A 25,975-nucleotide genomic window follows, 5' to 3' on the forward strand; every position below is an offset into this window, starting at 1 on the left:
GATCATGGTCGGGATGCCGGCATGTCGATGGCCACCTTGCCCACCCGCTCGGTGCGTGAACGCATGGTCTCGAAGGCCGTGCCCAGATCGTCGAAGTCGAAGCGGTGCGTGATGAGACTGCGGGCCTCGCTCTGGTGCAGGTCGATCATCTCGAGGGCCTCACCGATGAGATTCATGCTGTTGCGGCTGCCGATCAGATCGACCTCCTTGATGGGCACGACGCGCATGGAGAGCTGCGCCTCGCGGTCGGAGATGCCGACGAGAACGATGCGTCCCGTGGTCGTGACGATGCCGAGCGCGTTCTGCAGCGAGGAGGGCTGGCCTGTCGCCTCGATCACGAGGGAGGGGCCGTCACCGTCGGTCCACTCGGAGATCATGGCGGCCGTCTGCGCGGAGGGGAACTCGCTCGCCGGATCGATCAGAATCGTGTCGAGCGCGCCGAACTGGCGCGCGAAGGCGCAGCGTTCTTCCACGGTGTCCGCCGCGATGACGTGCACGCCCAAATCGCTGAGATACATGGTGGCGAGCAGGCCGATGGGGCCGCTGCCCAGAACCAGGGCCTTCTCTCCGGCGACGGGGCGGCCGCGGTTCACCGCCTGCATGGCGATGCTCATGGGCTCGCACAGCGGGGCGATCTCCAGGGGCAGATTGGCCGGAACCGGGTAGAGCTTCTCGAGCGGGATCGACATGAGCGTGGCCAGCGCGCCGTCTTCGTAGCATCCGTAGATCGACATGTGCGTGCACGCATTCACACGGCCGGCACGGCAGGCGTAGCAGTTGCCGCAGTAGAACATGGGGGAGACGGCGACGCGATCGCCGACAGAGAACGGCGAGCTCGCGGCATCCGCCTCGGTCAGTTGCTCGATGACGCCGACGAACTCGTGGCCCTGGATGATGGGCAGATCGGTGGCGTAGTCGTCCTCCCAAATGTGCAGATCCGTGCCACACAGCGTGACGTGCCGGATGCTCACCAGCGCGTGACCGGCGGAGGCCTCCGGATCGGGGCGGTTCTGGTATTCGATTCGCTCTTTGGAGACGGTGACAGCTGCGAGCACGGGGTCAGCGGGCAATCTCGCCGAAGGCGATGTTCCACTCGGCGATCTCGCGGCGGGCGACGACGCCGTTCTGCATGAACGGCTCGCCATCCATCAGACGGGTGACGTCGTCGATCGATTCGCCGCTGACGATGAGCAGCGCGCCGGCAGCCACGCCGCTCGCCTCGTCGGCGAGCACCCGGCCCGAGAGAAGCAGGCGCTTGGCTTCGAACTGTGCGGTGAGGAACTGCATGTGCGCCTCGCTGTACGGCGCTTTGGCGGCCTCGGAATTCTCGCCATATGTGTATCTGATCGCGAAGGTGGCCACGCGCCGTCCTCTCCCTTGAAGTGCACAGTTGATGACTCCACACTGCCAAAGGGATTACCGCGCGTCTATAGCATTATTACCGCACGATTATGTGTGAATAGCGCCTAATGGATGCGGATGATTGACGATTTGGGCGTGACCGGCGGTGGGTCACGATCAGAACAGCGTTGCATCCAATTCGGGTAATGCGGAGTCAGCGCTTGTGAGCAGGTCGAGGAACGCGACATTGATAAAGAGGCGCTCGCGCCCCATCTTCATGTCGTGAAGCGCTCCGGCATCAACGAGCGCATTCAACCACCCTGTGGCGGTCGGTCGGGAGACCCCGCATCTGTCCATGACATTCGAGATTCGACAGTAGGGCTGCTCGAACATGACGTCGAGAAGGTCTTTGTTTGCGCCACCAGAGGTGACGCGACGTATCTGTTCTTGTGCGCGCACCTGGAGCTCATGAATCGCATCGATTTTCCTTACCGTCGATGTGGCGGTTTGACGAAGCCCTTCAATGATGAAGAGAACCCATTCTTCCCAGGCCCCGTGCGCAGTTACTTCCAGCAGCAAGCGGTAATACTCTGATCTGTTTTCAATCACATATCTCGAAAGATAGAGGATTGGCTGATTCAGCACCCCGGCATCGATGAGGAGCAAAACGTTGAGGATGCGTCCCGTTCGGCCATTGCCATCGGCGAATGGGTGAATCGCTTCGAACTGATAGTGCGCAAGCGCCATTCGCACAATGGGGTCGAGGCCAGGGGACGAGTGGATGAATTGCTCCCACGCCGAGAGTTTGTCCCGGATGAGGTTTTCACCCGTTGGCGGCGTATATATCGCCTGTTTGGTCACGGGATTTCCGATAAATGTGCCCGGAAGACGACGGAGTCCCATGTCTCTCGAGTGAATGTTGGAACATACCTCGATGGCCGTTGTCACCGACAGCGGTCGTGTCGCCAAACTCTCGATCCCGCTGAAGAGCGCGGAACGATATCGCAACGTTTCCTTTGTTTCGGGGCTTGTCGCGGCTGCTTCATCGTCCGCGAATCGGAAAAGGTCGTCGGCTGTCGTGACGATGTTCTCGATCTCTGAACTCGCCTGGGCTTCGAGGAGCGGAATGGCGTTGATGAGGACTGTCGGGTTGGGAATCCTTCGGGCCGCTTGATCGAGGGACGCGAGAGCCGCCCGTGCCTCGACTGTGGCTTTGAGTACGCTTTTCGTTTCGATGTCGCCGGCCGGCGGCAGGGGAGGCAGCTCGTTATAGGGCTGGTTCGGATGCCACGTCATATGCAAACTCTATGACCACATTCGAGAAACGTGTAAAATTTTAGCCATATTTTTTACACATCAACGACATGTGCTCAATCATTTGGCATGTCCTCGCACACTGTCTCCTCAGCGACCAAGCCCTCGGTGTCATCGTCACTTGGGGCAGATTGATCATGACGGTACCGGGCAGGCGGCTCGTGTGCCGCGTCAGATCGACTGGCGGTAGCCGAAGAACTCGTGGTCGTTGTTGTAGCCGCCAAGACCGCCGCCGATCTCCGCGAAGTCTTCGACGAACTCGATGGCCTGTATCCATTTGACCATCTTGAATCCGAGCTGGGTCTCGTTGCGCAGCCGTAGGGGCGCCCCGTGGCCGAACGACAGCGGTGCGTCGTTCATGTCGTAGGCGAGCATGGTCAGGCGATAGCTCATCTGCTCGATGGCTTGGGCGTCGTAGTAGAGGCCGCCCTCCGGGCCGAGGGCGAAGGAGTAGAAGATCACCCATTTGGCTTCGGGCTTCGGCTTCACGGTGTCCAGGATGGTCTGCATGGAGATGCCGCCCCACTTGGCAATACCCGACCAGCCCTGAATACAGAAGTGCTGGGTGATCTGCTCGTGATGCGGCAGGGCGCGCAACTGCTCGAGAGTCAGTTCCACCGGATGCTCGACCAGGCCGTGCACGGTGAGCTTGTAGTCGGCGAAGTTGCCGGCCTGAAGCCGCTGATAGTCGTCGGTGTCAGGGTATTTGCCGTTGTGCCAGAAGTACGGCGAAATGTCGTCCTCCGTGTACTGGCCGGGCTTGGAATCGATGTGCTCGAACAGCCGCTGAGCGGGCCCGATCAGCGCGTATCCGACCTTCTGCACCACGCGTGGATGCCGGTAGGTGAACGGGGTTGCCGCAACCCAGGCGACGACTACGACCACCATCGACGCCGCAAAGATCCAGAATCCGAGCCACGATTCGGAATCCTGGGAGGCGTACATGTGGTTCAGATTGCGCAGGGCCCCCGTGGTCAGCACGAGCGCAACGTGAACGACGATGAAAATGATGAACCAGCACAGGATCAGGAAGTGTGTCGACCGCGCGAACTGAATGCTGAAGACCGAACTGACCTTGCGAAAGCGAGTGGAGAGCACGGGCGACATTCCCAGCCCTGTGATGAGGGCGAGCGGCGCCGCGATGAAGACGGTGACGAAGTACGCGATGAGCTGCAGGCTGTTGTAGTTGCTCCAGCCCGACTCGGTGGGCCAGTCCAGCGAGAGGTATTGGATCGCAACCGAGATCGCGTTCGGAATGACGTCCCAGCGCAGCGGCACCAGTCGCATCCATTGCCCCGTCGTGAACAGCAAGACGAAGAAGACGATGCCGTTGGCCAGCCACAGCGTGTCGATGCCGAGATGCCACCAGCGAGCCAGGCCGATCGAGTGCCTGCGGCCCGGGAGTCCGACGCCGTTCGGCAGGGTGATCGAGTCTTCCTTTGCCGTGTAGAGGGGGTTGGTGGGAACGGGCTTCTGAATTCGAAACCACTCTTTGCCCGGTGTGGAATGCCTCGTCCAGTAGAGCCGGGGGTGGTCGGAGAGGATCGTGACTCCGGAACGGATGATGAAGATCATCAGGAACATGTTCAGGAAGTGCTGCCAGCCGATCCACGCCGGAATCCCTACCGGTGCGTTGTCCGGCAGTTCGGACGTTCCGGGATACGTGCGGATGAAATCGTGCACGGCTGGAAGCCCTCGAATCCCCTGGGCCACGGCCACCCCGATGAGCAGCAGGACGAGCCCGATCGGTATCAACCAGAGCAGGTTGAACCACTTGCTGTGACCGATGCGCACCCGCGGCGCCACGCCGTATTGTGCGGGCACGCCTCCGGCCCAGTCCTCGTCGACGACGGTATAGCGCGTGCGATCGAGTTCCGCTCGAAAACTCGCGCGCACTCCCTCAGCGCCAATATCCGAGGCGGGCAGTGGCCGATCCTTCGAAGGAGGCTCCATGCCCAGAGCGTAGCCGGGTGTCGGAGCCCCGGCTAGCTGCGGGTCGCCGCTGTTCTCCCGCTTACGGAGCGGATGACGGGCGCGCCCGCACGTGCATCCGCTCGCCTTGCCGACCGAACAGGCTGAGGAATTCGACCGCGCCGGTGCCGGCTCGTCCGAACCAGTGCGGGGTTCTCGTGTCGAATTCTGCCGCCTCTCCGGCGGGAAGAATCAGGTCATGGTCGCCGAGTACGAGGCGGAGCTGGCCGCGCATGACATAGATCCACTCGTAGCCTTCGTGCATCTGCGGATTGGGCTCGCCGGGAGGGATCGAGGCCGGAATGACGTGCTTGAACGCCTGCAGCCCATCTGCGCCGCGACTCAGGGGCAGTATCGTCATGCCGCCCCGGGTGACGGGGCGAATGTGGATGCGCGGATCTCCCGTTGCGGGTGCCCCCACGAGTTCGTCGAGGGGAACCCCGTGCTCGCGAGCGAGCGGCAGGAGCAGTTCAAGCGTCGGCTTTCGTTGCCCGGCCTCCAGGCGGGAGAGGGTGCTGACGGAAATGCCTGTCGCTGCGCTGAGCTCGGCCAACGTGGTGTTGCGCCTCAGGCGCAGCGCGCGCAGCCTCGGCCCGACCGAGTTCAGCACGTCTCCTGTCGTGTCATCCACCGCTTCAGTTTGCCAGACCGGCAACAAAGCTTGTCAATTCGCGCCCCATCGTTCCACGATGAACGCGGAGGTCATCATGACGCGAACGAACGAGAACGAATATGACGTGGTCATCGTCGGAGGCGGCGCCGCCGGGCTGAGCGCGGCCGTATCCCTGGGGCGCTCGCGGCGTTCCGTGCTGGTTATCGACGCCGGCGAGCCGCGCAATGCGCCCGCGGCCGGCGTGCACAACTTTCTGAGCCGCGACGGGGTGAACCCGCTCGAACTGCAGCGGCTCGGCAGGGACGAGGTCGAACGCTACGGGGGACGTGTGGCGCGGGGCAGCGCCGTGACGGCGAGCCGCACCGACGAAGGTTTCGTGGTGACGATGGAGGGCGGCAGCGTGGTTCGGGGGCGGCGGCTGCTCGTCGCATCCGGTGTGGTCGATGAGCTGCCGAGTGTGGTGGGGCTGCAGGAGCGCTGGGGCAAGGACGTGGTGCACTGCCCGTATTGCCACGGCTGGGAGGTGCGCGACCAGGCGATCGGCATACTCGCGACCGGGCCGATGGCCATGCATCAGGCGATGCTGTTTCGGCAATTGAGCGCGACCGTCACCTTCTTCGCCCACACCGCGCCGCCGCTCACGGACGAGGAGCGGGAACAGCTCGCCGCGCGCGACATCCGCGTGGTCGAAGGCATCGTCGAGTCGCTCGAGGTGGTGGACGACGCGCTCGCCGGGGTGCTGCTGGCAGACGGGGCGAGACATCCGGTGCAGGCGCTTGCCGTGGCCACGACCCTGACGGCGCGGTCCGAGATTCTCGGCGGTCTCGGAGTGAAGCCGACGGCGCATCCGATGGGCGTCGGCACCTACATCGAATCGGATGCGACGGGGCTGACCTCGGCCGCCGGCGTGTGGGTGGCCGGTAACGTTACCGACCCCGTGGCCCAGGTGGTGACGGCGGCAAGCGACGGTCTGCGCGCCGGCGCCGCCATCAACGCCGATCTCATTGCCGAAGAAGTGCGCGAGGCGATTGCCGCGCGAGCGACCGCCTGATCGCAGGCGCCGCGACCGGCGGCAATGGAGTAGACCCCCTTGTCTCAAACATCATACGTATGATATCCCTTGTTCTGGGGACACTGTAGCCCTCCGAACAAAGGGAGCAATCAGACATGACATTGACGTCAGACACTCAAGGATTGACAACGAAACGAAGGAGGCGCCGAGTTGCGGCGCTTTCCGTGCTCAGCGCCGGGTTCGTCGTCGCATCGGCACTCTTTCCGCTCAGCGCCCAGGCTGCTCCATCGACGACGTACTTCGCGTCGCCCGACGGCAGCGGCTCAGGCAATTGCGTTCAAACCCGGCCGTGCTCGCTCGAGCATGCCCAAAACATCGTGCGGGGTAAGGCACACCGTGGCGACGTCAGGGTGGAACTCGCCGACGGCACCTACCGCATCACCAAGCCGCTGCAGTTTCGGGCGAACGACGGAGGCGGCGAGCACACGATCGAGTGGAAGGCTGCACCCGGTGCGCACCCTGTGATCTCGGGGGCCACGAAAGTCGGTGGCTGGGTGAAATCGGATGCCGGCTCCGGCATCTGGGAGGCCTCGACCCCGAGTGGGCTCGACACCCGCCAGCTCTTCGTGAACGGAACGATAGCGCCACGCGCAGCGATGCGACTGGCAAACTCGGATGTCACGCCCACGGCGACCGGACTGACCATCAAGAACCCCGCGCTCAGCTCCCTCGCGACGCTCCCCGACCAGGGGCGCATCGAATTCGAGTCGCTCGGGGACTTCACCAACCGCTACTCGCCGGTGAAAAGCATCAGCGGCAGCGAGATCACGATGAAGCAGCCGGCCTGGAACAACAACACCTGGGGCTGGGACACCGTGCAGAACTCGTTCCTGGCCGGGCCGAGTTGGTACCTGGACAACTCCCTTCGATTCCTCACCGAGGTCGGCCAGTGGTACATCGATCCCGATGCAGGCACGCTCTACTACAAGCCGGCGGCAGGGATCGACCCGAACAGCCTCGATGTCGAACTGCCGCGCCTGCAGTCGCTCGTCAGCATCGGTGGAACCTACCAGAAGCCGGTGACGGGGCTTGCATTCAGCGGCATCCAGTTCACAGGCACCTCGTGGATGGGCCCATCCGTCGACGGATATGCAGACCAGCAGAACGGAACGTTCATCAAGGGCGCGTACGACTACCGCCCCGCGGATGCGTTCACCAGCTGCTCGCGTGGCTGCGAGATGTTCGAGCGCGCCCGCACCGACTGGTTCCAGGAGCCCGCGGCCGTGCAGGTGTCGGCGGCGAGCCGAATCTCGTTCACGGGTAACACGTTCACCAACCTTGGCCAGTCGGCCCTGGGAATCGGAAACGACGCCAACGCCACCTCGTCTGGAATCGGTCTCGGTGCCAGCAACATCAGCGTGGTGGGCAACCGCTTCATGGAGGACAGCGGGCATGGCGTGGTCGTCGGCGGTGTTCTGCCCGACGCGCATCACCCGAGCGATTCGCGAATGACCAACAAGGACATCCTGATTCAAAACAACACGATCAACCGGGTGTCCGTCGATTACAAAGACAACAGCGGCATTCTCAGCACCTACGTCACGAATGCCAGCATTCTTCACAATGAGGTCTCCAACGTGCCGTACGACGGAATCGACACCGGTTTCGGATGGGGCATCAACGACGCCGGCGGCTCGAACGACTACGTGGATCGCGGCTATTACAAGTGGAACACGCTCTACACGACGCCGACCACGCTGAAGAACACCCGCGTTGAGGCGAACCTCGTTCACAACACGAAGTCGCGATTCGCAGACGGCGGAACCATCTACAACCTCTCCGCCAACCCTGGATCAACCTTCGACAAGAACTATCTCTTCAACATCTCCGGGGTCGGGCTTTACCTGGACGAGGGCTCACGGTCGATGACCTGGGAGAGCAACGTCGTGCAGGGCGGCTCGTTCGTGTTCACAAACGCGTACAGCCTGCGCAATAACACCAGCGACAACGTCATTCAGAACAACTGGTACAACTCCGGTGGCGTGTCGGCGCCGAATGCCGAGGCGCACAACAACAAGCTGGTCAACAACATCAAGGTGAATGGTGCTGACTGGCCGGCTGGTGCTCGCGCAGTGATCTGCGCATCCGGAGTCGAAGCGCAGTACCGCACCGCCCTGAACGCGAACCTGTTCGGGTTCACCGGATGCTCGACCGATTCACCGCTCGCATCGGGGTTCAGCATGGCAGGGGCATCCGCCCTGAGTGCGTACTTCGGCCAGAACGGTAAGGCGTTTGGCATCGCCGCGAAGGGCGCAGACGTCTGGGGCGCCGGTGGCCAGCATGATGACCAGTTCGGGGCCATCTACCGCGCCGGTTCATTCAGCGACGCCTCGAGCGCTTCCGTTCGGGTGGTGTCGGTGAACGACGCCGATCCGTGGGCGAAGTCGGGCATCATGGTGCGCAACGATATGACGAAGGCTGGAGCATCGGGAGGATGCGCCGTCGTGGCTGCGACGGCTCGCAACGGAGTGGTCTTCGAATGGGATTCCAACGGTGACGGCTATCTCGACACGGATGCTAAGGCGAACGTCGACAGCCACAGGCCCGTCTGGGTGCGACTCACCCGCTCGGGAATGTCGTTCTCGGCCTCGTATTCGTACGATGGCGTGAACTATGTGCCGGTCGGCTCGCCGGTCACACTGGCCTCCGCGGCCGGCACGCAGGATGCCGGCATCTTCTCTACCTCGCACAACACCACCCAGTCGGCGATCAACCAGTTCGACTCGCTGACGTATTAGCGCGATCGGAGGGGCGGAGCGTGAAGCTCCGCCCTCTGTGCGCGGTCTATACAAACATCATACGTATGCCCTATTATCTGTACTACGCCTCCTCGGAGTCGTCAATGAAGTCGACAAGACAAGGACATCTCATGATCGGAATCCACCATGTGGTGCGTTCACGCCGCCGATCGGCGCTGACCGTCACCGCACTTGGCGCCGCAACGGCGCTTTTTGCTCTTACCGGGTGCAGCACCGGGACGAGCACAACGAACGGATCGTACGGTTTTCCCGAAGCCAAGCAGAACGCCTCCTCGACGATAACCGTCTGGGTCGACGCGGATCGCCAGGCCGCCGCGAAGGCATTTGAAAAGGCGAACCCCGACACCAAGATCAAGGTCGTCTCGTATGACGGCTCGGCGAACGGGTCGAATTCTTTCCGCACGAAGATGCAGCTCTTCGACAGGGCCGGCAGCGGCTGGCCCGATGTCGTGTTCTCCTCCCAGAATACCGACGCGGCCTGGGCAAGCCAGAAGAGCGGTGGCAAGCAGGCCTTCGCCGCCACCCTCGACAAGGGCCTTGTGCCTCAAAAGACTCTTGACGGCTTTGCTGCGGGCGCGCTCAACCCGTGCACCGTTGAGGGCCACGTCTACTGCCTACGCAACGACCTGGCCCAGGCGGTGCTCTGGTACAACAAGTCGCTCATGGACCAGTTCGGGTACAGCATTCCAAAGACCTGGGAAGACTACGAGGCTCTCGGCGCCAAGGTCGCCAGCGAGCACCCTGGATACATCATCGGTACGGCGGGAGACGCCTGGACCCCCGAGGTGTTCATGTGGGCGAGCAAGTGTGAGGCCAACAATGTGACCGGACCCAAGGCCGTGACGGTGAAGACAGACACAACGCAGTGCAAGCGCGCTGCCTCGTTGCTCGACACGCTTCGCGAAAATGGCACGGTTCCGCCCGTCAGCGTGTTCACGCCGGAGTTCGTGAAGAAGTACACCGGCAAGGTGCTGATGATGCCCGGCCCCGCGTGGTACGCCGGCGCGATCTTCAACAACCCCCAGTCGCTCAACGTGCCCGCCGGCCAGCTGGCTGTTGCCGCTCCTCTTCCCTGGAAGGGTGAGGACAAGGCGGCTACCGGCAACGTCGGTGGCGGCACCTGGTTCATCTCCAGCCACTCGAAGAACCTCAAGGCGGCCGAGAAGTTCGTGCAGTACGTCACGACGGCGGATGCATACCAGGTCGACCTCGCACCGGGCTACCCCGCGTACTCGGCGGCCGCCGACAAGTGGATCGCGAAGCAGGACGCCAGCAAGTACTTTGCAACGCCCCTGCAGCCCATCGTGACCGCGGCCTCCCAGATCTGGGACGGCTGGGGCTACGGAATCTTCAGCCAGGAGGCCATCTGGGCCAAGACCATCACCACGGGCGTCGCCGGAGGCAAGACGATCTCCGAGCTGCTGCCCGCCTGGCAGACGGCGATCGAGAACCAGGCCAAGGTCGACGGATACAAGGTGAACTAACATGACCCTCGCTCCTCCGAGCGACCAACTGACCGCCGGCGCGAATGCGCGCCGGCGGTCGGCTCGGCCCGAGAGACGCCCTGCCGGGCGCGTGCCCATCGGGTACGTCTTCGTCTCTCTTTACACGGTTCTCGCCCTGGCCTTCGGCATCGTCCCGGCCATCTACGCGCTGGTACTCGCGTTCACTACCGGTGATGGCGGATTCGCCGGCCTCGACAACTTCGTCAAGGTCGTCACCGACTTCCGCTTTTGGCCGGCGGTGCTGCACGTCACGCTGTACCTGGTCATCTGGCTGGTGATGCTTGTCATCTTCGTGGTGGCGCTGTCGCTCATCGTTCACGCGGTGAGAGTGCGCTGGGCAGGCACGACGCTGCGCTTTATCTACTATCTCCCCGGGGCGCTTGCCGGAGCATCCAGCGTGCTGCTGTGGCTGTTCGTTCTCGACCCGACTGCCAGCCCGGTCAGCGGCCTTCTGCGCCTGATGGGCATGAACAGCTTTGTGCAGGTGATCCAGCCGGGAAACCTGCCGGTCATCTTCGCGATCATCGCCTTCTGGACCGGAGCTGGCGGCTGGATAGTGATCATGTATGGCGCGTTGAACAACGTGAGTACCGACGTGATCGAGGCCGCCCGCATCGACGGGGCGAATGCGTCGCAAATCGCGATGCGCATCCAGTTGCCGATGCTTCGCAAGTGGATTGCATACATGGGTGTGATGTCGCTCGCGGCAGGAACCCAGCTGTTCGTCGAACCACAGTTGCTCAGCCAGGCCAGTAACGCGGTGGTCCCCAACGACTACTCGCTCAACCAGCTGGCCTATCAGTACGCGTTTCAGCAGAACGACTTCAACGGCGCGGCCGCGATATCGCTCATCCTGCTGGTGGTCGCTCTTCTGCTGTCGTGGGTCTTCGTGACTCGCGGCGGCCTCTTCGAGAAGGAATGACGATGACTTCACTCTCCACCGAACGTCGCCAGGGTGTCGGGCTTCCCGCGTGGGGCGGGCGCTCTGTCGCCGGGCTGATACTCGTTCTCTTCGTGCTGTTCTTCGTGATTCCCATCATCTGGCTGCTCTTCGCCGTCACGAAGACCTCACGGGCGCTGATCGTCTCGAACCCGTTCGCCATTGGCTCGTGGACCGATTTCATTGCGAACTGGAATCAGCTGTTCGGCTTTCAAGACGGGGCCGTGACGGTCTGGATCGGCAACTCCGCGCTGTACACGCTCGGCGCGCTGGTGATCACCCTGATCGCCAGCATTCCCGCCGGGTACGCGCTGGCGCTCACCGATTTCAAGTTGCGCAAGGCGCTGCTGGTTCTGACGCTGGTCGTGATGCTCATACCGAGCACGGCGCTGGTGTTGCCGGTGTTCCTCGAGCTGAACAGTGTCGGATTGATCGGTTCGCCGCTCTCGGTGATTCTGCCGATGTCGTTCTTTCCCTTTGGCGTGTATCTCACGTACATCTATTTCTCCACGAGTATCCCGCGCGACCTGCTCGCAGCTGCGCGCATCGACGGCTGCAGCGAGGTGCAGGTCTTCACGCGCATCGCGCTGCCGCTTGCCGCCCCCATTGTGGCGCTCGTCGCGTTCTTCAGCTTCGTTCAGAACTGGAACAACTTCTTCCTGCCATTCGTCATGTTGCCCTCCAGTGACGGGTATCCGATTCAGGTCGGTCTAACCTCGCTGCTGGCCGCGACCCCGGCGTTCAATCCCAGTTCTGCCGGATCGGACTCCGTACAATTGCCGACCCTGGCGTTGGCCACAATCATTTCGATCCTTCCAGTTCTCATCGTCTTCCTCTTCTCTCAGCGATTCCTCGTTGCGGGCATGACGGCGGGAGGAACCAAGGAATGACCGCATTGGCATATCAGGAGAACATCAAGTGAAAATAACCGGCTACCGCAGCCTGAACACCGTGCACGACTGGGGCCGGGTCACCGGCGACGTCAACGGCGTCATGAGCGGCAACACGACCACCGTGCCGGTGCTCATCATCGAGACCGATTCCGGAATCGAGGGAGTGGGCCTCGGCGCACACGCGGACATTGCCCGGATATTTCCCGCGATCGAGAGCGAAGATCCGAGGTCGGTCACCGCGCTCTACGACCGGATGCTCGACTGGGTGTTCAAGAGCGGTCACGCCGGATCGGTGTTCGGTGCGATCGGCGCCGTGGACATGGCGCTGTGGGACATCAAGGCGAAGGCGGCCGACGAGCCGTTGTGGCGCATGCTGGGAGGCCGCGAACGTTTCGTGCCGGCCTACGCATCCGGTCTGGAATTCGGGCTCTCCGAAGAAGATCTCGCCGCGCTCTACGAGAAGTTCGCCGATCGGGGGTTCAAGGCCGGCAAGCTGAAGGGCGGGCGCGACATCGAGCGGGATCTTCCTCGGCTCGAGATCATGCGGGGCATACTCGAACGCAATTCGCGTCACCCCGCTCTCATGTTCGACGCCAACGAATCATGGAACGTTGCGCAAGCAGGCCGGTACGTGGCTGCCATAGAAGAGCGCTTCGACCTCACCTGGGTGGAAGAACCGCTGCGACGCTGGGATGCTGCGGGGCTTGCGACACTGCGAGGAAAGGTGCGAGCTGCGATTGCCAGCGGCGAGAACCTGACCGGGCTGGAACAGTACCGGCCCCTGCTTGACGCTAACGCCATTGACATTGTGCAGGTCGGCAATGTGTGGGGAATCACCAACTTTCTTCGGGTCGCAACCCTCGCCCATGCGCACGATTTGCCGGTGAGCCCGGTGGCGTACAACGCCAACCCGATAGCGCATGCCGCCGCCGCCGTTCCCAACCTGCTCACCCATGAGGTGCAGGACCTCACCTTTCCCGTCGGCTTGGATGTCGACCAGCAGTTCGAAGATGGAGGGATAGTGCTTGGTGAGCGGCCGGGTCTCGGCATCATCGTCGACGAGGCGAAGGTGCTCTCTGCCACCACGACGCCTGTAGGGCCACCGGCGTCGGGCCCCCACATCAGACCGGAGCGCGCCGCGCTGCGGCTGGTCGCCGAGCCCGATGTCATCGACGAGCCCACGCCGAAGCCGAGGGCCGAGGGATGATGGAGCAGCCCGAGCGGCACGCCTTCGTGGTGGGAGTGCGGCCCGAGAAGCGCGAGGAGTACCTTCGCCTTCACGCGGCGGTGTGGCCCGGCGTCGAGGCCAAGCTGAGCGAACGCAACATTCGTAACTACAGCATCTTCGTCTTCGACGACGTGCTGTTCGCCTACTACGAATACGTCGGCGACGACCATGACGCTGACATGAAGCGCATTGCCGCCGACCCCGTGTCGCAAGAGTGGTGGACGCACACCGACCCGTGCCAGGTGCGGATCGCCGACGAACGCGATGCCGGCTCGCTGTGGCAACCCATCGACGAGGTGTGGCACCTGGCATGACGACTCGTATCGATGCCCACGTTCACCTGTGGAACCGCGCCGTCGACCCACAGCACTGGATCGACCCCGAGACAATGGGTGCAATCGATCGCGACTTTGAGCAGCCCGAGCTGCAGCAGATGCTCGCAGCCACCGGATGCTCCCGAGCGGTCGTCGTGCAGGGAACCAACAGCCTGAACGAGAGCATCCGGCTGTCGCAGCTGGACCACTCCGTGGTGGTCGGTGTCGTGGCGTGGGTCGATCTCACCGCAGACGTTTCCGCACAGCTCGAGCGCCTGCGCTCCGCGGCGTCCGTGCCGATAGTGGGCGTTCGGCATCTCGCCCACATCGACCCGGATCCGCAATGGCTGCTGCGGGAGGACGTGGGGCGGGGACTGTCGGCGCTTCAGTCGCAAGGCCTGCGATTCGATTTCGTGGTGCGGGATTGGCAGCTGCCGCAGGCATCCGCCGTGGCAGCGCAGCATGAGGGCCTGCAGTTCGTTCTTGACCATCTGGGAGGGCCTCCGGCGCCCGGCTGCGAGTTGAGCGACTGGCGTTCAGACCTGCTTGCGCTGTCGCGTTTGCCCAATGTGGCCGCGAAGCTTTCCGGGCTGGTCTCGGGGCTCGCCCCCGGCGCGTGGCAGAGCGACGATCTCCGGCCGGTCGTGGATGTAGCCCTGGATGCGTTTGGCGCGGATCGCCTGCTTTACGGTTCCGACTGGCCGCTTGTTGAGCTGGGCGGAGGTGCTGGCGTGTGGAAGGCATCCGCGGAGCGACTGCTCGGTGCGCTGAGCGGGTTGGAGCGCGAGCACATCTTCGGGCTCAACGCAGCGGAGATCTACTCGCTCGACTGATCGTCGGATTCCTCGGCTCCGTCGGAACGCACATGTGGCGAATGATCGGGAAGACGCCGACGTTCCCACGACACGTGAATGTGGTCGTGCATGGCCTTCTGCGCGCCCGCGACATCGTTTCGTGCGATGGCGTCGACTATCGCTCCGTGTTCGTCCAAGGTGAGAGGCACCGCATCGGGTGGGTTGATTCCCTGATAGCGGCTGGATTCCACGGCGCGCTTGTACAGGTGCTTCGCGATGTTCTCGGCCAGTCCGTTGCCGGAGATCTCCATGAGGGCATAGTGAAAGACGACGTCGGCCTGGCGAAACGAGTCAGTCTCGAACTCGCTTTCGCGCATGGCGGTGAGGGCGTTCTGCAGGCGACGCAGCTCCTCCGAAGTGTGTGACTCGGCAACGGCGCCGGCCATCGCTGACTCCAGGCTGGCCCGCACGATCGTCAGTTCGTCGAGAACGCCGAGGCTCTCATCGTTGTCGATCAGGGCCGAGAGAACCACCGGGTCGAGCATGTTCCAGTAACCAGGGGCGCGTACCTGCGTGCCGCGGCCCTGCGAGACGATGACCAACCCCTTCTCCTCGAGCCGCTTGACGGACTCGCGAAGCACGGTGCGACTGACGCCGAAGTGCTCGCTGAGAACACCCTCCGGCGGCAACAAGTCGCCCTCCTTGAGCTGCTCGGTCACGATCAGGTCAACGAGTTCTGCGACGACGGCAACGCCGAGCCGACCGGCAGGCAAGCGCTGAGGAATCAACCGGGACGCGGCCATCGACTCTGACACCATACGTATGACCTTACTCGCGGTGGCGTCGGCGCCGGTCGATGATGACGCGACGTGCCACCAATATCTCTGAGTCCTCTACGCTTACGCGTCAATCCACGGCAAAGTGCTATATTTGTATAGCAATCTAAGGAGCGATCAATGCCGCAAATCAATCTCCGCGTTGACGATGAAACCGAGCGCCGTCTGCAGTACTTGTCCGCGCGCACTGGGCGGTCGAAAACGTTCTATGCCACCGAAGCTTTGACACAGTATCTGGACGAGAACGAGGACTACCTCCTGGCAAAAGACGCGTTGGAGGAATTCGCTCAGTCCAACGATGATGCGATCGACCTTGCCGACGTGGTCTGGCCTGCGTGAGCTACGCGATCAGATTCACTCCGAAGGCTGCGAAACAGGTCAGAAAACTTGATCCAGTGGCGGCGAAGCGTATCCGGGGTTTTCTTGAGCAAAAACTTGCCCAGCTTGACAATCCGCGCCTGCTCGGCAAGAAGCTCGTGAACGAGGAGTTCTGGCGTTACAGAGTCGGCGACTACCGGATCCTCACAAATATCGACGACGACCAGATCCTCATTCTTATCGTTGAGGTTGCACACCGTCGCGAGGTCTACAGCAAGCTCTGAACACGGACGCACGGCGGTCTAGCTGGACGACCGACACGTGGGCGGAAGCTAGGGCTCAACGAGGCCGGTGCGAATCGCGAACTTCGTCAGGTCGAGGCGGTTGCGCATACCGAGCTTCTGCAGGATGTTCGCCCGGTGCCTGTCAACCGTTTTCACGCTGATGGATAGCGACTCCGCGATCTGTTTGGCCGAATTGCCCTCGGCAATCAGCTTGGTGATCTGCTCCTCCCGCGCGGTCAGGATATTGGCGGGCAGTCGCTCTCCCTGCCGGTCACGCTGCAGGTAGTCGCGGATCAGCGCGGTGATGGCGCCCGGATAGAGAAATGACTCGCCGCGCATCGCCGCCCGACAGGCCTCGATGAGGTCCTGGTCGGCGACCGATTTGAGAACGTAGCCCGAGGCGCCGGCCTTGAGCGCCTCGAAGAAGTACTGCTCGTTGTCGTACATGGAGAGGATCAGAATGCGAATCTCCGGCGAACGACGCGAGATCTCCCGCGCCGCCTGAATTCCGGTCATCTGGGGCATGGCGATGTCCAGAATGGCCAGGTCGATCTCGCCCTCGACGGCGGCCGCCACAGCCTCTGCGCCATCGGATGCCTCCGCCACGACAGTGAGATCGGGCTCGGCATCGAGAATGAGACGCAGACCGCGCCGAACCAGCGCGTGATCGTCGGCGAGCAGAATTCGCGTTCGTGCAACAGACATCCGTTCAGTCCCCTCGTGTCGTGCCGGGCGCGCTCAGGCACACCTCGATGCCGCCGCTCGCGGTGGTGGTGATCTCCAGCTCGGCATCGATGAGCAGGGCGCGTTCGCGCATTCCCCTGATTCCCGCGCCTTCGTGAATGGGGCCGCCGCGTCCGTTATCGGTGATGCGCAGGGTGACCCCGGCATCCGTGGCGCTCAGCGCCAGCTCTGCCTCGGTGGCGCCCGAATGCCTGGCCACATTGGTGAGGGACTCCTGTGCGACCCGGTACAGCACCAGCTCGACCTCGTCGCTGAGGGCGGGCAGCGTGGTGTCGATGGCGGCCGTGACATCGAGCCCGCTCGAGAGCGAGAATTCGCTGCTCAGCGAACTCAGCGCGCTGTGCAGGCCCAGGTCGGCGAGAACGCCGGGGCGCAAGCGGTGGGCAACCTGGCGCACCTCGTTGAGGCTGGAGCGCACCGCGGTCTGCGCCATCAGCGCCTCCTCGCGCAGATGATCGGGCGTCTGCTCGACCACGTGTTTGAGGCCGAGTAACGCCACGGTGAGGCTCTGGCCTATCTCGTCGTGCAGCTCCTGGGCGATGCGTTGCCGCTCGCCCTCTTGCGCGGCCAGGGCGTGCGCGCTGCTGGCCGTGCGTTCGGCCTCGAGACGGTCGAGCATCTCATTGAACGCGCGAATCAGCTGCCCGAGATCGCCCTTCTCGCTGTGGGGTATGCGGTCCCTGGTGCGCAGAAGGTCGACCCGCTGCATTACCGAGGTGAGTGCCGCGAGCGGCGCGAGGCTCGCCCGCACCAGCAAGGCATTGGCGGCGAGAATCAACGCCAGCCCGATGATCAGAATGGGCAGTTCCGCCAGAAGCGGCGCCGATGAACCGGTGGCCGGTGAGAAGGCGAGCAGAAGCGTTCCGACAGCGAAGACAAGCCCATTGATGAGAAACAGGCGCCGAAACAAGGTCTGGATCGGGCGTCTCGCGCGCACATGTGACATTGCTTTGGCCACCCGCCATTCGTCTTGGGCACTGGTTCCACCCATCGTCGCAACATGGGCTGCCCTTGTCCATCCGGGTCGACGCTCACGTTGTGCGGCTCTTCGGCCCGAATGCACGGTGAAGATGGGTGCTGCACCCAATAGTGGCCCGGCGCTATCTCGACAAGGCTGGGAGCAGCCGATTTGCCGAGACGGAACGGAGCGTGCCCGAGAATGGACATCACCCAGACCACCGTGCCGGGTGCAGGAGTGCTGCACGACTGCATCACCCGCGACGGGCAGCACTTCAGAATCCTGGTGGATCGCTCAGGCCAGCGCGAGCTCTACGTCTATGGACCGACCGGCTCCGAGCCGGTGGCGACCATCGTTCTGCAGGCAGACGAGGCAGACCTGGTCGGCGCGATCATCCACAGCAGGCCCCTCACCAACCGGATGGCCGAGCTCGAGCGTCGGGTCGCAGATCTGGCCGGCGACACCGGCGACGGAGGCCTCACCCTGTGAGCGGGGCGATAGCCCTCGCCATCTTCCTCGTGGCGTTCTACTTCATCGCTACGGAGAAGGTCGGCAAGGTCAAGGTTGTTCTGATCGCCTCCGGCCTGATGGCGGTGCTCGGGCTGATCCCGGGTGCCGATGTGTTCTACTCCGAACACGCGGGCATCGACTGGAACGTCATCTTCCTGCTGTTCGGCATGATGCTCATCGTCGCCGTCATCAAGCAGACCGGAGTCTTCGACTTTCTCGGTATCTGGGCGGCAAAGATGTCGCGCGGGCGCCCGTACCGGCTGATGGTCATGCTCATGGTCATCACCGCCATCGCCTCGCCGTTTCTCGACAACGTCACCACCATCATGCTCATCGCGCCGGTGACCATCGTGGTCTGTTCCCGCCTGCGAATCGCGCCCCAGCCGTACCTGATCGCCGAGATTCTCGCCTCCAACATCGGTGGTGCGGCGACGCTCATCGGCGACCCTCCCAACATCATTATCGGCAGTCGTGCAGGGCTCACCTTCAACGACTTTCTCATTCACATGTCGCCCATTGTGGCGATTGTCTTCGTGGCGTTCGTGCTGCTCACCTGGGTGCTGTTCCGCAAGCGGTTCGAGTACAACCCGCAGCATGTTGCCGAGGTGATGGCGTTGCGTGAGCGCGATGCCATCACCGATAGCCGCCTCCTGGTGCGCAGCATGATTGTGCTCGCGGCTGTGGTCGCCGGTTTCGTGCTGCACTCCGTCTTGAACGTCGAGCCGTCGATAGTGGCGCTGCTCGGCGCCGGGGTGATGCTGTTGGTCTCGCGCTCAGATGTCGCGGATGCGATGCGTGAGGTGGAGTGGCAGACCCTCGTCTTCTTCGCCGGTCTCTTCGTGATGGTGGCCGCTCTCGTGAACACGGGCGTGATTGAAGTGATCGGCGGCTGGAGCCTGCATGCCCTCGGAGACAACCCATTCGCTGCAGCGACCGCCTTGTTGTTCGGATCTGCCGTGCTGGGCGCGTTCTTCGACAACATCCCCTACGTCGCCACGATAGCGCCCATCGTCGAGGGCCTCGTTGCGCAGGTTCCGGATGCGCAGACCGGCCAGGCGCTGTGGTGGTCCTTCGCACTCGGCGCCGACTTCGGCGGCAATGGAACGGCGGTGGCCGCCAGTGCGAACGTCGTAGCGATAGGCATGGCGGCCAGAGCCGGGCATCCGATCAGCTTCTGGCAATTCACCAAATACGGCATCGTGGTGACCGTGTTCAGCACCGTGATCGCCTGGGTGTATGTCTGGCTGCGCTACTTCATGTGAGGCGCGCGAATGGCCCGGTGCTCTCCCGCACCACGAGTCGCGTCGGGGTCACCACGGTGGCCGGCCGGCGCAGCCCGTGCTCGATCTCGGTGAGCAGAATCTCGATGGCCTGGCGTCCCACGATGTCGAAGTCCTGGTGCACGGTCGTCAGCGGCGGCCAGAACGAATCCGACTCGGCCATGTCGTCGAAGCCGACCACGCTGACGTCGTGAGGAACCCGGCGACCCTTCTCGTGCAGCGCGCGAAGCACGCCGAGCGCCATCTGGTCGTTCGCCGTGAAGACGGCCGAGACATCCGGCTGCCGGGCGATCTGCAGGCCTGCCTCGTAGCCCGATGCCGTTGACCAGTCGCCCCGGAACACCGGAGGAACCGGTCGACCCGCGGCCTCCAGGGTCTCCCGCCACGACCCCTCGCGACGGGCCGCCGAGTAGGAGGATTCCGGCCCGGCAACATGCCAGACGGTCGGATGCCCCAGCTGCAGCAGGTGCTGCGTGGCCTGCCGAGCGCCGAGCGCCTGGTCGGTGTCGACAACGGGGTAGTCCGTGCGCGCGGACGAGTCGATGACCACGACGGGCAGTCCGGGCGGCAGCTCGACGTCTGCCTCGTCGACGATATGCGCCTCGATCACTATGACGATGCCGTCGACCGCTTGCTCGAGCAGGCGCGTGAACGCGACGCTCACGTCTTGTTGGGTCGGATGCTCGACCGGCACGATGGTGAGCGAGTACCCGGCCCGCGCGGCCGAGAGCGCGATCGCGTCGAGGGTGCGCATGTTGCCGAACGACGACAGCGTGAACATGACCACGCCGATGTTGCGAAAGCGGCCCGATCGCAGCGCGCGGGCCGCCTTGTTCGGCCGATAACCCAGCACCTGCATCGAGGTGAGCACCCGGCTGCGCGTGGTCTCTTCGACGTTGCTCAGCCCATTGGCCACGCGCGAGACCGTCTGCGACGAGACCCCCGCGTGTGCGGCGACATCACCCATCGACGGCCCGCGCGTGGGGCGGGGGCGTCGCGTTGACGGGGTGTCGGTCATCGGGTCACTTTCTGGGAAGGTGTTGCATGTTGACGTCAACATGTTATGTTACCCCTGCAGATGTTGACGTAAACATCCGTCGAATCGGTAAAGGAACATTCATGACGACGACGTCCATACGCGCAAGCGGGAACGCGACGCTCACGCGCCGGCGGGAACGCCGCGACTGGCGGGGCTGGGCCTTTGTGGCGCCCTTCATGATCGTCTTTCTCGCCATGATCGTGGCTCCGGTGATCTACGCGCTTTACCTGAGCCTGTTCAGGCAGCAGCTGATCGGCGGAAACGCCTTCGTGGGCTTCGACAACTATGTGCATGTCTTCACGGACACCAAATTCTGGGAATCGTTCGGTCGCGTGACGCTGTTCCTGATCGTTCAGGTACCCATCATGCTGGCGCTCTCGTTGCTGGCAGCGCTCGCGCTCGACAGTGCGCGGCTGCACGGCTCGAGCTTCTTCCGCATCGCGATCTTTCTGCCATACGCGGTGCCCGGTGTCGTGGCCGCACTCATTTGGGGGTTCATCTACGGTGACCAGTTCGGGCTCACCGCCAGCGTCAACTCGCTGCTCGGCATCCATCTGCAGCCGTTCAGCCCCTCGTGGATTCTCGGTTCGATCGGCAACATCGTCACCTGGGAGTTCATGGGCTACAACATGCTCATCTTCTACGCCGCACTGCGCGTGATCTCCCCCGAACTGTACGAGGCCGCCGAGATCGACGGGGCCGGGGCCATCCGCACCGTCTTCAGCATCAAGATTCCGGCGTTGCGCGGCGCGATAGTCATCGCCACCGTCTTCTCCATCATCGGCAGCTTCCAGCTCTTCAACGAGCCGAACCTGCTCAAGCCGCTCGCGCCCAACGCCATCAGCAGCTTCTTCACGCCGAACATGTATGCCTACAACCTGTCGTTCGCGGGCCAGCAATTCAACTACGCCGCCACCGTGGCCATCGTGATGGGTGTCATCACCGCGGTCATCGCGTACGTGGTGCAGTTACGCGGAACCCGAGAGGAGAACCGCTGATGGCCACCGTGACACCAACGGCGACGACCCGACGCCGCCCGACGCGGCGCGCATACGTTCGGCCGCGGCCCACCTCGCGGCGTAACCCTCGTCAGCGCAAGTCGCTGCTGCTCACCATCCTCATGGTGATCTTCGTGATCTACTCGCTGGTGCCACTGCTGTGGCTCATCATCAACGCCACCAAAGACCAGCCCAATCTGTACTCCTCGTTCGGGCTCTGGTTCGGCGACGGCTTCTCGTTCTTCCAGAACATTGCCGACACCTTTACGTACAACAACGGCATCTTTCTGCAGTGGTTCGGCAACACGCTGCTCTATGTTGTGGTCGGTGCCGGTGGCGCGACGGTGCTCGCCACGGTTGCCGGTTACGGGCTGGCCAAATACAAGTTTCCCGGCAAGCGCGCCGTCTTCGCCGTGGTTCTCGGAGCGGTAGCCATTCCCGGTACCGCGCTCGCCGTGCCCACCTTCCTGCTGTTCAGCCAGATGGGGCTCACGAACACACCGTGGGCGGTCATCCTGCCCTCTCTCATCAGCCCGTTCGGTCTCTATCTCGTGTGGACCTACGCGATAGACGCCGTGCCGAATGAGCTTCTCGAGGCCGCCCGCATGGATGGCGCCAGCGAATTCCGCACCTTCTTCACCATCTCGCTGCGCCTCCTCGCCCCCGGCATTGTCACGGTCATGCTGTTCGCGATAGTCGCGACCTGGAACAACTACTTCCTGCCCCTGATCATGCTCAGCGACCCCACCTGGTACCCGCTCACCGTCGGTCTCGCCCAATGGAGCGCCCAGGCCACAGGAGTGGCGGCGCAGCCGATCTTCAACCTCGTGATCACGGGCTCGCTGCTCACCATCGTGCCCATCGTCGTCGCCTTCCTCTTTCTGCAGCGGTTCTGGCAGTCGGGGTTGAGCGCAGGCAGCGTCAAGCAATAACGGCGTCGTTCGACCCTTGGTTCACCCCTCCCGGGCGTCCTGCCCAATCCTCATCAACAACGAAGTGAAAGGAACACCATGAAGAGCACCACACGCTCGACGTCGGCACTGCGCCGCGTCGCAACCGCTCTGGTAGCAACCGCCATGATCGGCGCGAGCCTGGTTGCCTGCTCGAGCGCAACCACCGGCTCGACCGGTTCGTCGGCATCCGGCAGTGAAGCGGATGTCACGGCTGCGCTGAAAAAGGGCGGCACCATCACCTACTGGTCGTGGACGCCCTCCGCCGAAGCACAGGTTGCCGCGTTCGAGAAGGCGTACCCCAAGGTTCACGTGAAGCTCGTGAACGCCGGCACCAACACCACCGAGTACACGAAGCTGCAGAACGCCGTCAAGGCCGGATCGGGTGCCCCTGACGTCGCTCAGGTGGAGTACTACGCCCTCTCGCAGTTCGCGCTGGGCGATGCTCTCGTCGACCTGAAAAAGTATGGCTTCGATTCGCTCAAGAACGACTACACGCCCGGCCCGTGGAGCTCGGTCAACATCGGCGACAAGTTGATCGGCCTGCCGCAGGACTCCGGCCCCATGGCGCTGTTCTACAACAAGACGGTCTTCGACAAGTACGGGCTCACCGTTCCCAAGACGTGGGATGAGTACGTCGCCGACGCCAAGAAGCTGCACGCGGCAGACCCCACGAAGTACATCACGAGCGACACCGGAGACGCCGGATTCGCGACCAGCATGATCTGGCAGGCCGGCGGGCATCCGTTCACCGTTGATGGCAGCAAGGTCTCCATCAACCTGCAGGATGCCGGAACCACCAAGTGGACCTCGGCCTGGAACGAGCTCGTTGAGAATAAGCTGCTCTCCTCGACGCCCGGCTGGAGCGACGAGTGGTACAAGGCGCTGGGCAACGGCACCATCGCCACGCTCGTGACCGGCGCCTGGATGCCGGGCGTGCTCGAGTCGTCGGTGAAAGACGGCGCCGGTCAGTGGCGCGTCGCCCCGACGCCCACCTACGACGGCACCGCGACCAACTCCGAGAACGGCGGCGGCGCGCAGGTGGTCATGAAGCAGAGCAAGAACCCGGCGCTTGCGGCGGGCTTCCTCAAGTGGCTGAACAACAGCCCCGAGAGCATCGACGTCTTTCTGAAGTCGGGCGGATTCCCGTCGACGACGAAGGATCTGAACTCGGCTGACTTCCTGGCTTCGGCACCCGACTACTTCGGTGGCCAGAAGATCAACGAGGTTCTCGTTCAGGGTGCCAAGGATGTTCAGACCGGCTGGTCTTACCTGCCGTTCCAGGTGTACGCGAACAGCATCTTCGCCGATACCGTCGGCCAGTCGTACGCGAAGAACACCGACCTGAACGCCGGCCTGAAGGCGTGGCAGAAGTCGCTGGTTGATTACGGAAACCAGCAAGGCTTCACGGTCACCTCGAAGTAAAGCACCTCGAAGTTAGGCAAACCGTGGCGTGGCCGACCCCGAGGCTCGGGGCCGGCCACCTCACCGTCACGCAGCGACTGCAGCGGATGCGACAGCGGCAGCACAAGCAGGAGAAATACATGAGCACGTTCGAGATCGATGGAGACGACTTCGTCGCGAACGGTCACCCCTTTCAGATCATTTCGGGTGCGATCCATTACTTTCGAGTGCACCCGGATCTCTGGGCCGATCGCATCCACAAGGCCAGGCTCATGGGCCTCAACACCATTGAGACCTACGTGCCGTGGAACCAGCACGAGCCGCAGTGTGGCTCATGGCAGCAGTCGGGCTGGCTCGATCTGGGGCGCTTTCTGCAGACGGTCGCCGACGAGGGCATGTACGCGATAGTTCGCCCCGGTCCGTACATCTGTGCGGAATGGGACAACGGCGGGCTGCCGGCGTGGCTGTTCGCGCAGCCGGGGGTCGGCATCCGGCGCAATGAACCGCAGTTTATGGATGCCGTCAGCGGCTACCTGAAGAAGGTACTGGCCATCGTGGAGCCGCTGCAGATCAGCAACGGCGGCCCCGTCATTCTGGTGCAGATCGAGAACGAGTACGGCGCCTACGGTGACGACTCCAGCTACCTTGAGGCGCTCGTCTCGGTGACGCGGGGGGCCGGAATCACCGTGCCGCTGACCACAGTCGACCAGCCGCAGAGCGACATGCTCGAGAACGGTTCGGTGCCCGGGCTGCTGAAGACCGCATCGTTCGGGTCGCGCTCGATGGAACGACTTGCCACGTTGCGTGAACACCAGCCGACCGGCCCGCTGATGTGCTCCGAGTTCTGGAACGGATGGTTCGACAGCTGGGGCGGGCACCATCACGTCACGTCGGTCGCCGACAGCGCCGCCGACCTGGATGACCTGCTCGCGGCCGGCGCATCCGTGAACCTGTATATGTTCCACGGCGGCACCAACTTTGGCTTCACGAACGGGGCGAACGACAAGGGCGTCTATCAGCCGGTGGTCACGAGCTACGACTACGACGCACCCCTGGACGAGGCGGGTAACCCGACGGCCAAGTACTGGGCGTTCCGCGAGGTGATTGCGAAGTATGCGGATGTCCCCGACGAGAAGCCTGTGGCGGCGGCGCCCTCCGCGGAATTCACGGCGGCACTGACCCAGACGGTGAGCGTTCTCGCTGTCGCCGACCGTCTCGGCGAGTGGTCACATCATGACGAGCTGCCGACGCTGGATGCGCTGGGGCACTACAGCGGACTCGCGCTGTACACGACAGAGATCGATGCCACCGAGCCGGCCATGCTCGAGTTCGATGACATACGCGACAGGGCATATGTCTTCGTCAACGGTGCGCGCGTGGGCGTGCTGGCCCGCGACCACCACGACCGAGCCATCTCTCTCGCGCCGAGCCGTGGCACCCTGACGATCCTGCTGGAAGACCAGGGCCGTGTGGACTACGGCTCGCGCATCGGCGAACCGAAGGGCCTGATCGGCCCCGCCCGGCTCAATGGCGAGCGGCTCGGACGCTGGAGCATTCTGCCCCTTGCCCTCGGCTCGCTCGCCTCGGTGAACTCGGCGCTCAACGAGGCGCCGGTCGGCGCGCCTGGCTGGCTCGCAGGCCCGATCTTCGCGCGCGGTCACTTCACTGCCCCGGATGCCCGCGACCTCTTTCTCGACACCTCCCGCTGGGGCAAGGGCGCCGTCTGGATCAACGGATTCTGCTTGGGCCGCTACTGGTCACGCGGCCCGCAGCGCACCCTGTTCGTGCCCGGCCCCATCCTCACGCCCGGCGACAACGAGATAGTGGTGCTCGAACTCGAGACCGCCGCGACGAGCGAGGTGTGCTTCGTCGCGCACCCCGACCTGGGACACACCGAGTCGTAGCCCGGG

25 protein-coding genes are annotated in these 25,975 nt (G+C 63.4%); 16 read left to right on the forward strand and 9 right to left on the reverse strand.

The window, feature by feature from the left end:
- Positions 1-2: 2 nt before the first annotated feature.
- The 5 genes from ASC63_RS05290 to ASC63_RS05310 all read right to left on the reverse strand — a co-directional run bounded on the left by ASC63_RS05290 (position 3) and on the right by ASC63_RS05310 (position 5,257).
- A complete protein-coding gene (locus ASC63_RS05290; RefSeq protein WP_200936785.1) occupies positions 3-1,070 on the reverse strand; it encodes an alcohol dehydrogenase catalytic domain-containing protein in 1,068 nt (355 codons plus the stop codon).
- Positions 1,060-1,362 carry a YciI family protein gene (locus ASC63_RS05295; RefSeq protein ID WP_055810565.1) on the reverse strand — a complete coding sequence of 101 codons (303 nt, stop codon included), beginning with the start codon at positions 1,360-1,362 and terminating at the stop codon, positions 1,060-1,062. Before ASC63_RS05295 ends, ASC63_RS05290 begins: the two co-directional genes overlap by 11 nt.
- Positions 1,363-1,518: 156 nt before the next feature.
- Positions 1,519-2,637, reverse strand: a complete 1,119-nt coding sequence (locus ASC63_RS05300) for a Fic family protein (RefSeq protein WP_055810567.1) — start codon at positions 2,635-2,637, stop codon at positions 1,519-1,521.
- 189 nt (positions 2,638-2,826) lie between these two features.
- A complete protein-coding gene (locus ASC63_RS05305) occupies positions 2,827-4,608 on the reverse strand; it encodes a molybdopterin-dependent oxidoreductase (RefSeq protein WP_082487254.1) in 1,782 nt (593 codons plus the stop codon).
- Positions 4,609-4,669: 61 nt separating this feature from the next.
- On the reverse strand, positions 4,670-5,257 hold the full coding sequence (locus ASC63_RS05310; protein ID WP_055810571.1) for a helix-turn-helix domain-containing protein: 588 nt from the start codon (positions 5,255-5,257) through the stop codon (positions 4,670-4,672).
- 76 nt (positions 5,258-5,333) lie between these two features.
- On the opposite strand from ASC63_RS05310, the gene ASC63_RS05315 reads away from it, so the two are divergent.
- From ASC63_RS05315 to ASC63_RS05350, 8 genes are all read left to right on the forward strand, one after another.
- Positions 5,334-6,290: an NAD(P)/FAD-dependent oxidoreductase gene (locus ASC63_RS05315; protein WP_055814957.1), complete on the forward strand. Its 957-nt coding sequence runs from the start codon at positions 5,334-5,336 to the stop codon at positions 6,288-6,290.
- A gap of 143 nt (positions 6,291-6,433) precedes the next feature.
- Positions 6,434-9,049 (forward strand): right-handed parallel beta-helix repeat-containing protein, encoded by a 2,616-nt coding sequence (locus ASC63_RS05320; protein WP_055810574.1) that lies wholly within the window; start codon positions 6,434-6,436, stop codon positions 9,047-9,049.
- A gap of 131 nt (positions 9,050-9,180) precedes the next feature.
- Positions 9,181-10,554, forward strand: coding sequence for an ABC transporter substrate-binding protein (locus tag ASC63_RS05325; RefSeq protein WP_055810576.1), 1,374 nt, complete (start codon positions 9,181-9,183; stop codon positions 10,552-10,554).
- A 1-nt stretch (position 10,555) separates the two neighbouring features.
- Positions 10,556-11,497, forward strand: a complete 942-nt coding sequence (locus ASC63_RS05330) for a carbohydrate ABC transporter permease (RefSeq protein WP_055810577.1) — start codon at positions 10,556-10,558, stop codon at positions 11,495-11,497.
- A 2-nt stretch (positions 11,498-11,499) separates the two neighbouring features.
- Positions 11,500-12,405 (forward strand): carbohydrate ABC transporter permease, encoded by a 906-nt coding sequence (locus tag ASC63_RS05335; RefSeq protein WP_235491829.1) that lies wholly within the window; start codon positions 11,500-11,502, stop codon positions 12,403-12,405.
- A gap of 28 nt (positions 12,406-12,433) precedes the next feature.
- Positions 12,434-13,615, forward strand: coding sequence for a mandelate racemase/muconate lactonizing enzyme family protein (locus ASC63_RS05340; RefSeq protein ID WP_055810581.1), 1,182 nt, complete (start codon positions 12,434-12,436; stop codon positions 13,613-13,615).
- Complete coding sequence (locus ASC63_RS05345) at positions 13,612-13,950, forward strand: L-rhamnose mutarotase (protein WP_055810583.1); 339 nt, start codon at positions 13,612-13,614, stop codon at positions 13,948-13,950. The genes ASC63_RS05340 and ASC63_RS05345 overlap by 4 nt, the downstream gene beginning before the upstream one ends.
- Positions 13,947-14,783 (forward strand): amidohydrolase family protein, encoded by an 837-nt coding sequence (locus ASC63_RS05350; protein WP_235491854.1) that lies wholly within the window; start codon positions 13,947-13,949, stop codon positions 14,781-14,783. The genes ASC63_RS05345 and ASC63_RS05350 overlap by 4 nt, the downstream gene beginning before the upstream one ends.
- On the opposite strand, the gene ASC63_RS05355 is transcribed toward ASC63_RS05350, so the two are convergent.
- Entirely contained in the window at positions 14,768-15,562 is a 795-nt protein-coding gene (locus ASC63_RS05355; RefSeq protein ID WP_055810587.1) for a FadR/GntR family transcriptional regulator, read from the reverse strand. The two genes, ASC63_RS05350 and ASC63_RS05355, sit on opposite strands and share 16 nt — an antisense overlap.
- 138 nt (positions 15,563-15,700) lie before the next feature.
- On the opposite strand from ASC63_RS05355, the gene relB reads away from it, so the two are divergent.
- Together relB and ASC63_RS05365 are read left to right on the forward strand one after the other, a co-directional pair.
- Positions 15,701-15,919 carry a type II toxin-antitoxin system RelB family antitoxin gene (relB, locus tag ASC63_RS05360; protein WP_055810589.1) on the forward strand — a complete coding sequence of 73 codons (219 nt, stop codon included), beginning with the start codon at positions 15,701-15,703 and terminating at the stop codon, positions 15,917-15,919.
- A complete protein-coding gene (locus tag ASC63_RS05365; protein WP_055810591.1) occupies positions 15,916-16,182 on the forward strand; it encodes a type II toxin-antitoxin system RelE family toxin in 267 nt (88 codons plus the stop codon). Before relB ends, ASC63_RS05365 begins: the two co-directional genes overlap by 4 nt.
- A gap of 48 nt (positions 16,183-16,230) precedes the next feature.
- Here the strand turns inward: ASC63_RS05365 and ASC63_RS05370 are convergent, their stop codons facing one another.
- Both ASC63_RS05370 and ASC63_RS05375 read right to left on the reverse strand, forming a co-directional pair.
- Positions 16,231-16,887: a response regulator gene (locus ASC63_RS05370; protein WP_055810593.1), complete on the reverse strand. Its 657-nt coding sequence runs from the start codon at positions 16,885-16,887 to the stop codon at positions 16,231-16,233.
- A gap of 4 nt (positions 16,888-16,891) precedes the next feature.
- Positions 16,892-17,872, reverse strand: coding sequence for a HAMP domain-containing sensor histidine kinase (locus ASC63_RS05375; protein WP_055810596.1), 981 nt, complete (start codon positions 17,870-17,872; stop codon positions 16,892-16,894).
- A gap of 213 nt (positions 17,873-18,085) precedes the next feature.
- Here ASC63_RS05375 and ASC63_RS05380 point away from each other — a divergent pair, with 213 nt between their 5' ends.
- Positions 18,086-18,373 carry a hypothetical protein gene (locus ASC63_RS05380; protein WP_055810598.1) on the forward strand — a complete coding sequence of 96 codons (288 nt, stop codon included), beginning with the start codon at positions 18,086-18,088 and terminating at the stop codon, positions 18,371-18,373.
- A complete protein-coding gene (locus ASC63_RS05385; protein ID WP_055810600.1) occupies positions 18,370-19,656 on the forward strand; it encodes an SLC13 family permease in 1,287 nt (428 codons plus the stop codon). The genes ASC63_RS05380 and ASC63_RS05385 overlap by 4 nt, the downstream gene beginning before the upstream one ends.
- Here ASC63_RS05385 and ASC63_RS05390 read toward each other — a convergent pair.
- Positions 19,649-20,692 (reverse strand): LacI family DNA-binding transcriptional regulator, encoded by a 1,044-nt coding sequence (locus tag ASC63_RS05390; RefSeq protein WP_082487257.1) that lies wholly within the window; start codon positions 20,690-20,692, stop codon positions 19,649-19,651. The two genes, ASC63_RS05385 and ASC63_RS05390, sit on opposite strands and share 8 nt — an antisense overlap.
- Positions 20,693-20,793: 101 nt before the next feature.
- Between ASC63_RS05390 and ASC63_RS05395 the strand changes: the two genes are divergently transcribed.
- From ASC63_RS05395 to ASC63_RS05410, 4 genes are all read left to right on the forward strand, one after another.
- Positions 20,794-21,711, forward strand: a complete 918-nt coding sequence (locus tag ASC63_RS05395; protein ID WP_055810604.1) for a carbohydrate ABC transporter permease — start codon at positions 20,794-20,796, stop codon at positions 21,709-21,711.
- Positions 21,711-22,643: a carbohydrate ABC transporter permease gene (locus tag ASC63_RS05400; RefSeq protein ID WP_055810606.1), complete on the forward strand. Its 933-nt coding sequence runs from the start codon at positions 21,711-21,713 to the stop codon at positions 22,641-22,643. The genes ASC63_RS05395 and ASC63_RS05400 overlap by 1 nt, the downstream gene beginning before the upstream one ends.
- Before the next feature lie 78 nt (positions 22,644-22,721).
- Positions 22,722-24,086: an ABC transporter substrate-binding protein gene (locus tag ASC63_RS05405; protein ID WP_055810608.1), complete on the forward strand. Its 1,365-nt coding sequence runs from the start codon at positions 22,722-22,724 to the stop codon at positions 24,084-24,086.
- A 119-nt stretch (positions 24,087-24,205) separates the two neighbouring features.
- Positions 24,206-25,969, forward strand: coding sequence for a glycoside hydrolase family 35 protein (locus tag ASC63_RS05410; protein WP_055814960.1), 1,764 nt, complete (start codon positions 24,206-24,208; stop codon positions 25,967-25,969).
- Positions 25,970-25,975: the final 6 nt, after the last annotated feature.

The organism is Leifsonia sp. Root112D2 (genome assembly GCF_001424905.1).
In the GTDB taxonomy this organism is placed as follows: Bacteria; Actinomycetota; Actinomycetes; order Actinomycetales; family Microbacteriaceae; genus Root112D2.

Excerpts from the sequence above, each read along its gene's own strand:
- ASC63_RS05300 (WP_055810567.1), bottom strand. The coding sequence starts at position 2,637 with ATGACGTGGCATCCGAACCAGCCCTATAACGAGCTGCCTCCCCTGCCG.
- ASC63_RS05305 (WP_082487254.1), bottom strand. The coding sequence starts at position 4,608 with ATGGAGCCTCCTTCGAAGGATCGGCCACTGCCCGCCTCGGATATTGGC.
- ASC63_RS05315 (WP_055814957.1), top strand. The coding sequence starts at position 5,334 with ATGACGCGAACGAACGAGAACGAATATGACGTGGTCATCGTCGGAGGC.
- ASC63_RS05325 (WP_055810576.1), top strand. The coding sequence starts at position 9,181 with ATGATCGGAATCCACCATGTGGTGCGTTCACGCCGCCGATCGGCGCTG.
- ASC63_RS05330 (WP_055810577.1), top strand. The coding sequence starts at position 10,556 with ATGACCCTCGCTCCTCCGAGCGACCAACTGACCGCCGGCGCGAATGCG.
- ASC63_RS05335 (WP_235491829.1), top strand. The coding sequence starts at position 11,500 with ATGACTTCACTCTCCACCGAACGTCGCCAGGGTGTCGGGCTTCCCGCG.
- ASC63_RS05345 (WP_055810583.1), top strand. The coding sequence starts at position 13,612 with ATGATGGAGCAGCCCGAGCGGCACGCCTTCGTGGTGGGAGTGCGGCCC.
- ASC63_RS05350 (WP_235491854.1), top strand. The coding sequence starts at position 13,947 with ATGACGACTCGTATCGATGCCCACGTTCACCTGTGGAACCGCGCCGTC.
- ASC63_RS05355 (WP_055810587.1), bottom strand. The coding sequence starts at position 15,562 with ATGGTGTCAGAGTCGATGGCCGCGTCCCGGTTGATTCCTCAGCGCTTG.
- relB (WP_055810589.1), top strand. The coding sequence starts at position 15,701 with ATGCCGCAAATCAATCTCCGCGTTGACGATGAAACCGAGCGCCGTCTG.
- ASC63_RS05370 (WP_055810593.1), bottom strand. The coding sequence starts at position 16,887 with ATGTCTGTTGCACGAACGCGAATTCTGCTCGCCGACGATCACGCGCTG.
- ASC63_RS05375 (WP_055810596.1), bottom strand. The coding sequence starts at position 17,872 with ATGTCACATGTGCGCGCGAGACGCCCGATCCAGACCTTGTTTCGGCGC.
- ASC63_RS05380 (WP_055810598.1), top strand. The coding sequence starts at position 18,086 with ATGGACATCACCCAGACCACCGTGCCGGGTGCAGGAGTGCTGCACGAC.
- ASC63_RS05390 (WP_082487257.1), bottom strand. The coding sequence starts at position 20,692 with ATGACCGACACCCCGTCAACGCGACGCCCCCGCCCCACGCGCGGGCCG.
- ASC63_RS05395 (WP_055810604.1), top strand. The coding sequence starts at position 20,794 with ATGACGACGACGTCCATACGCGCAAGCGGGAACGCGACGCTCACGCGC.
- ASC63_RS05400 (WP_055810606.1), top strand. The coding sequence starts at position 21,711 with ATGGCCACCGTGACACCAACGGCGACGACCCGACGCCGCCCGACGCGG.
- ASC63_RS05405 (WP_055810608.1), top strand. The coding sequence starts at position 22,722 with ATGAAGAGCACCACACGCTCGACGTCGGCACTGCGCCGCGTCGCAACC.
- ASC63_RS05410 (WP_055814960.1), top strand. The coding sequence starts at position 24,206 with ATGAGCACGTTCGAGATCGATGGAGACGACTTCGTCGCGAACGGTCAC.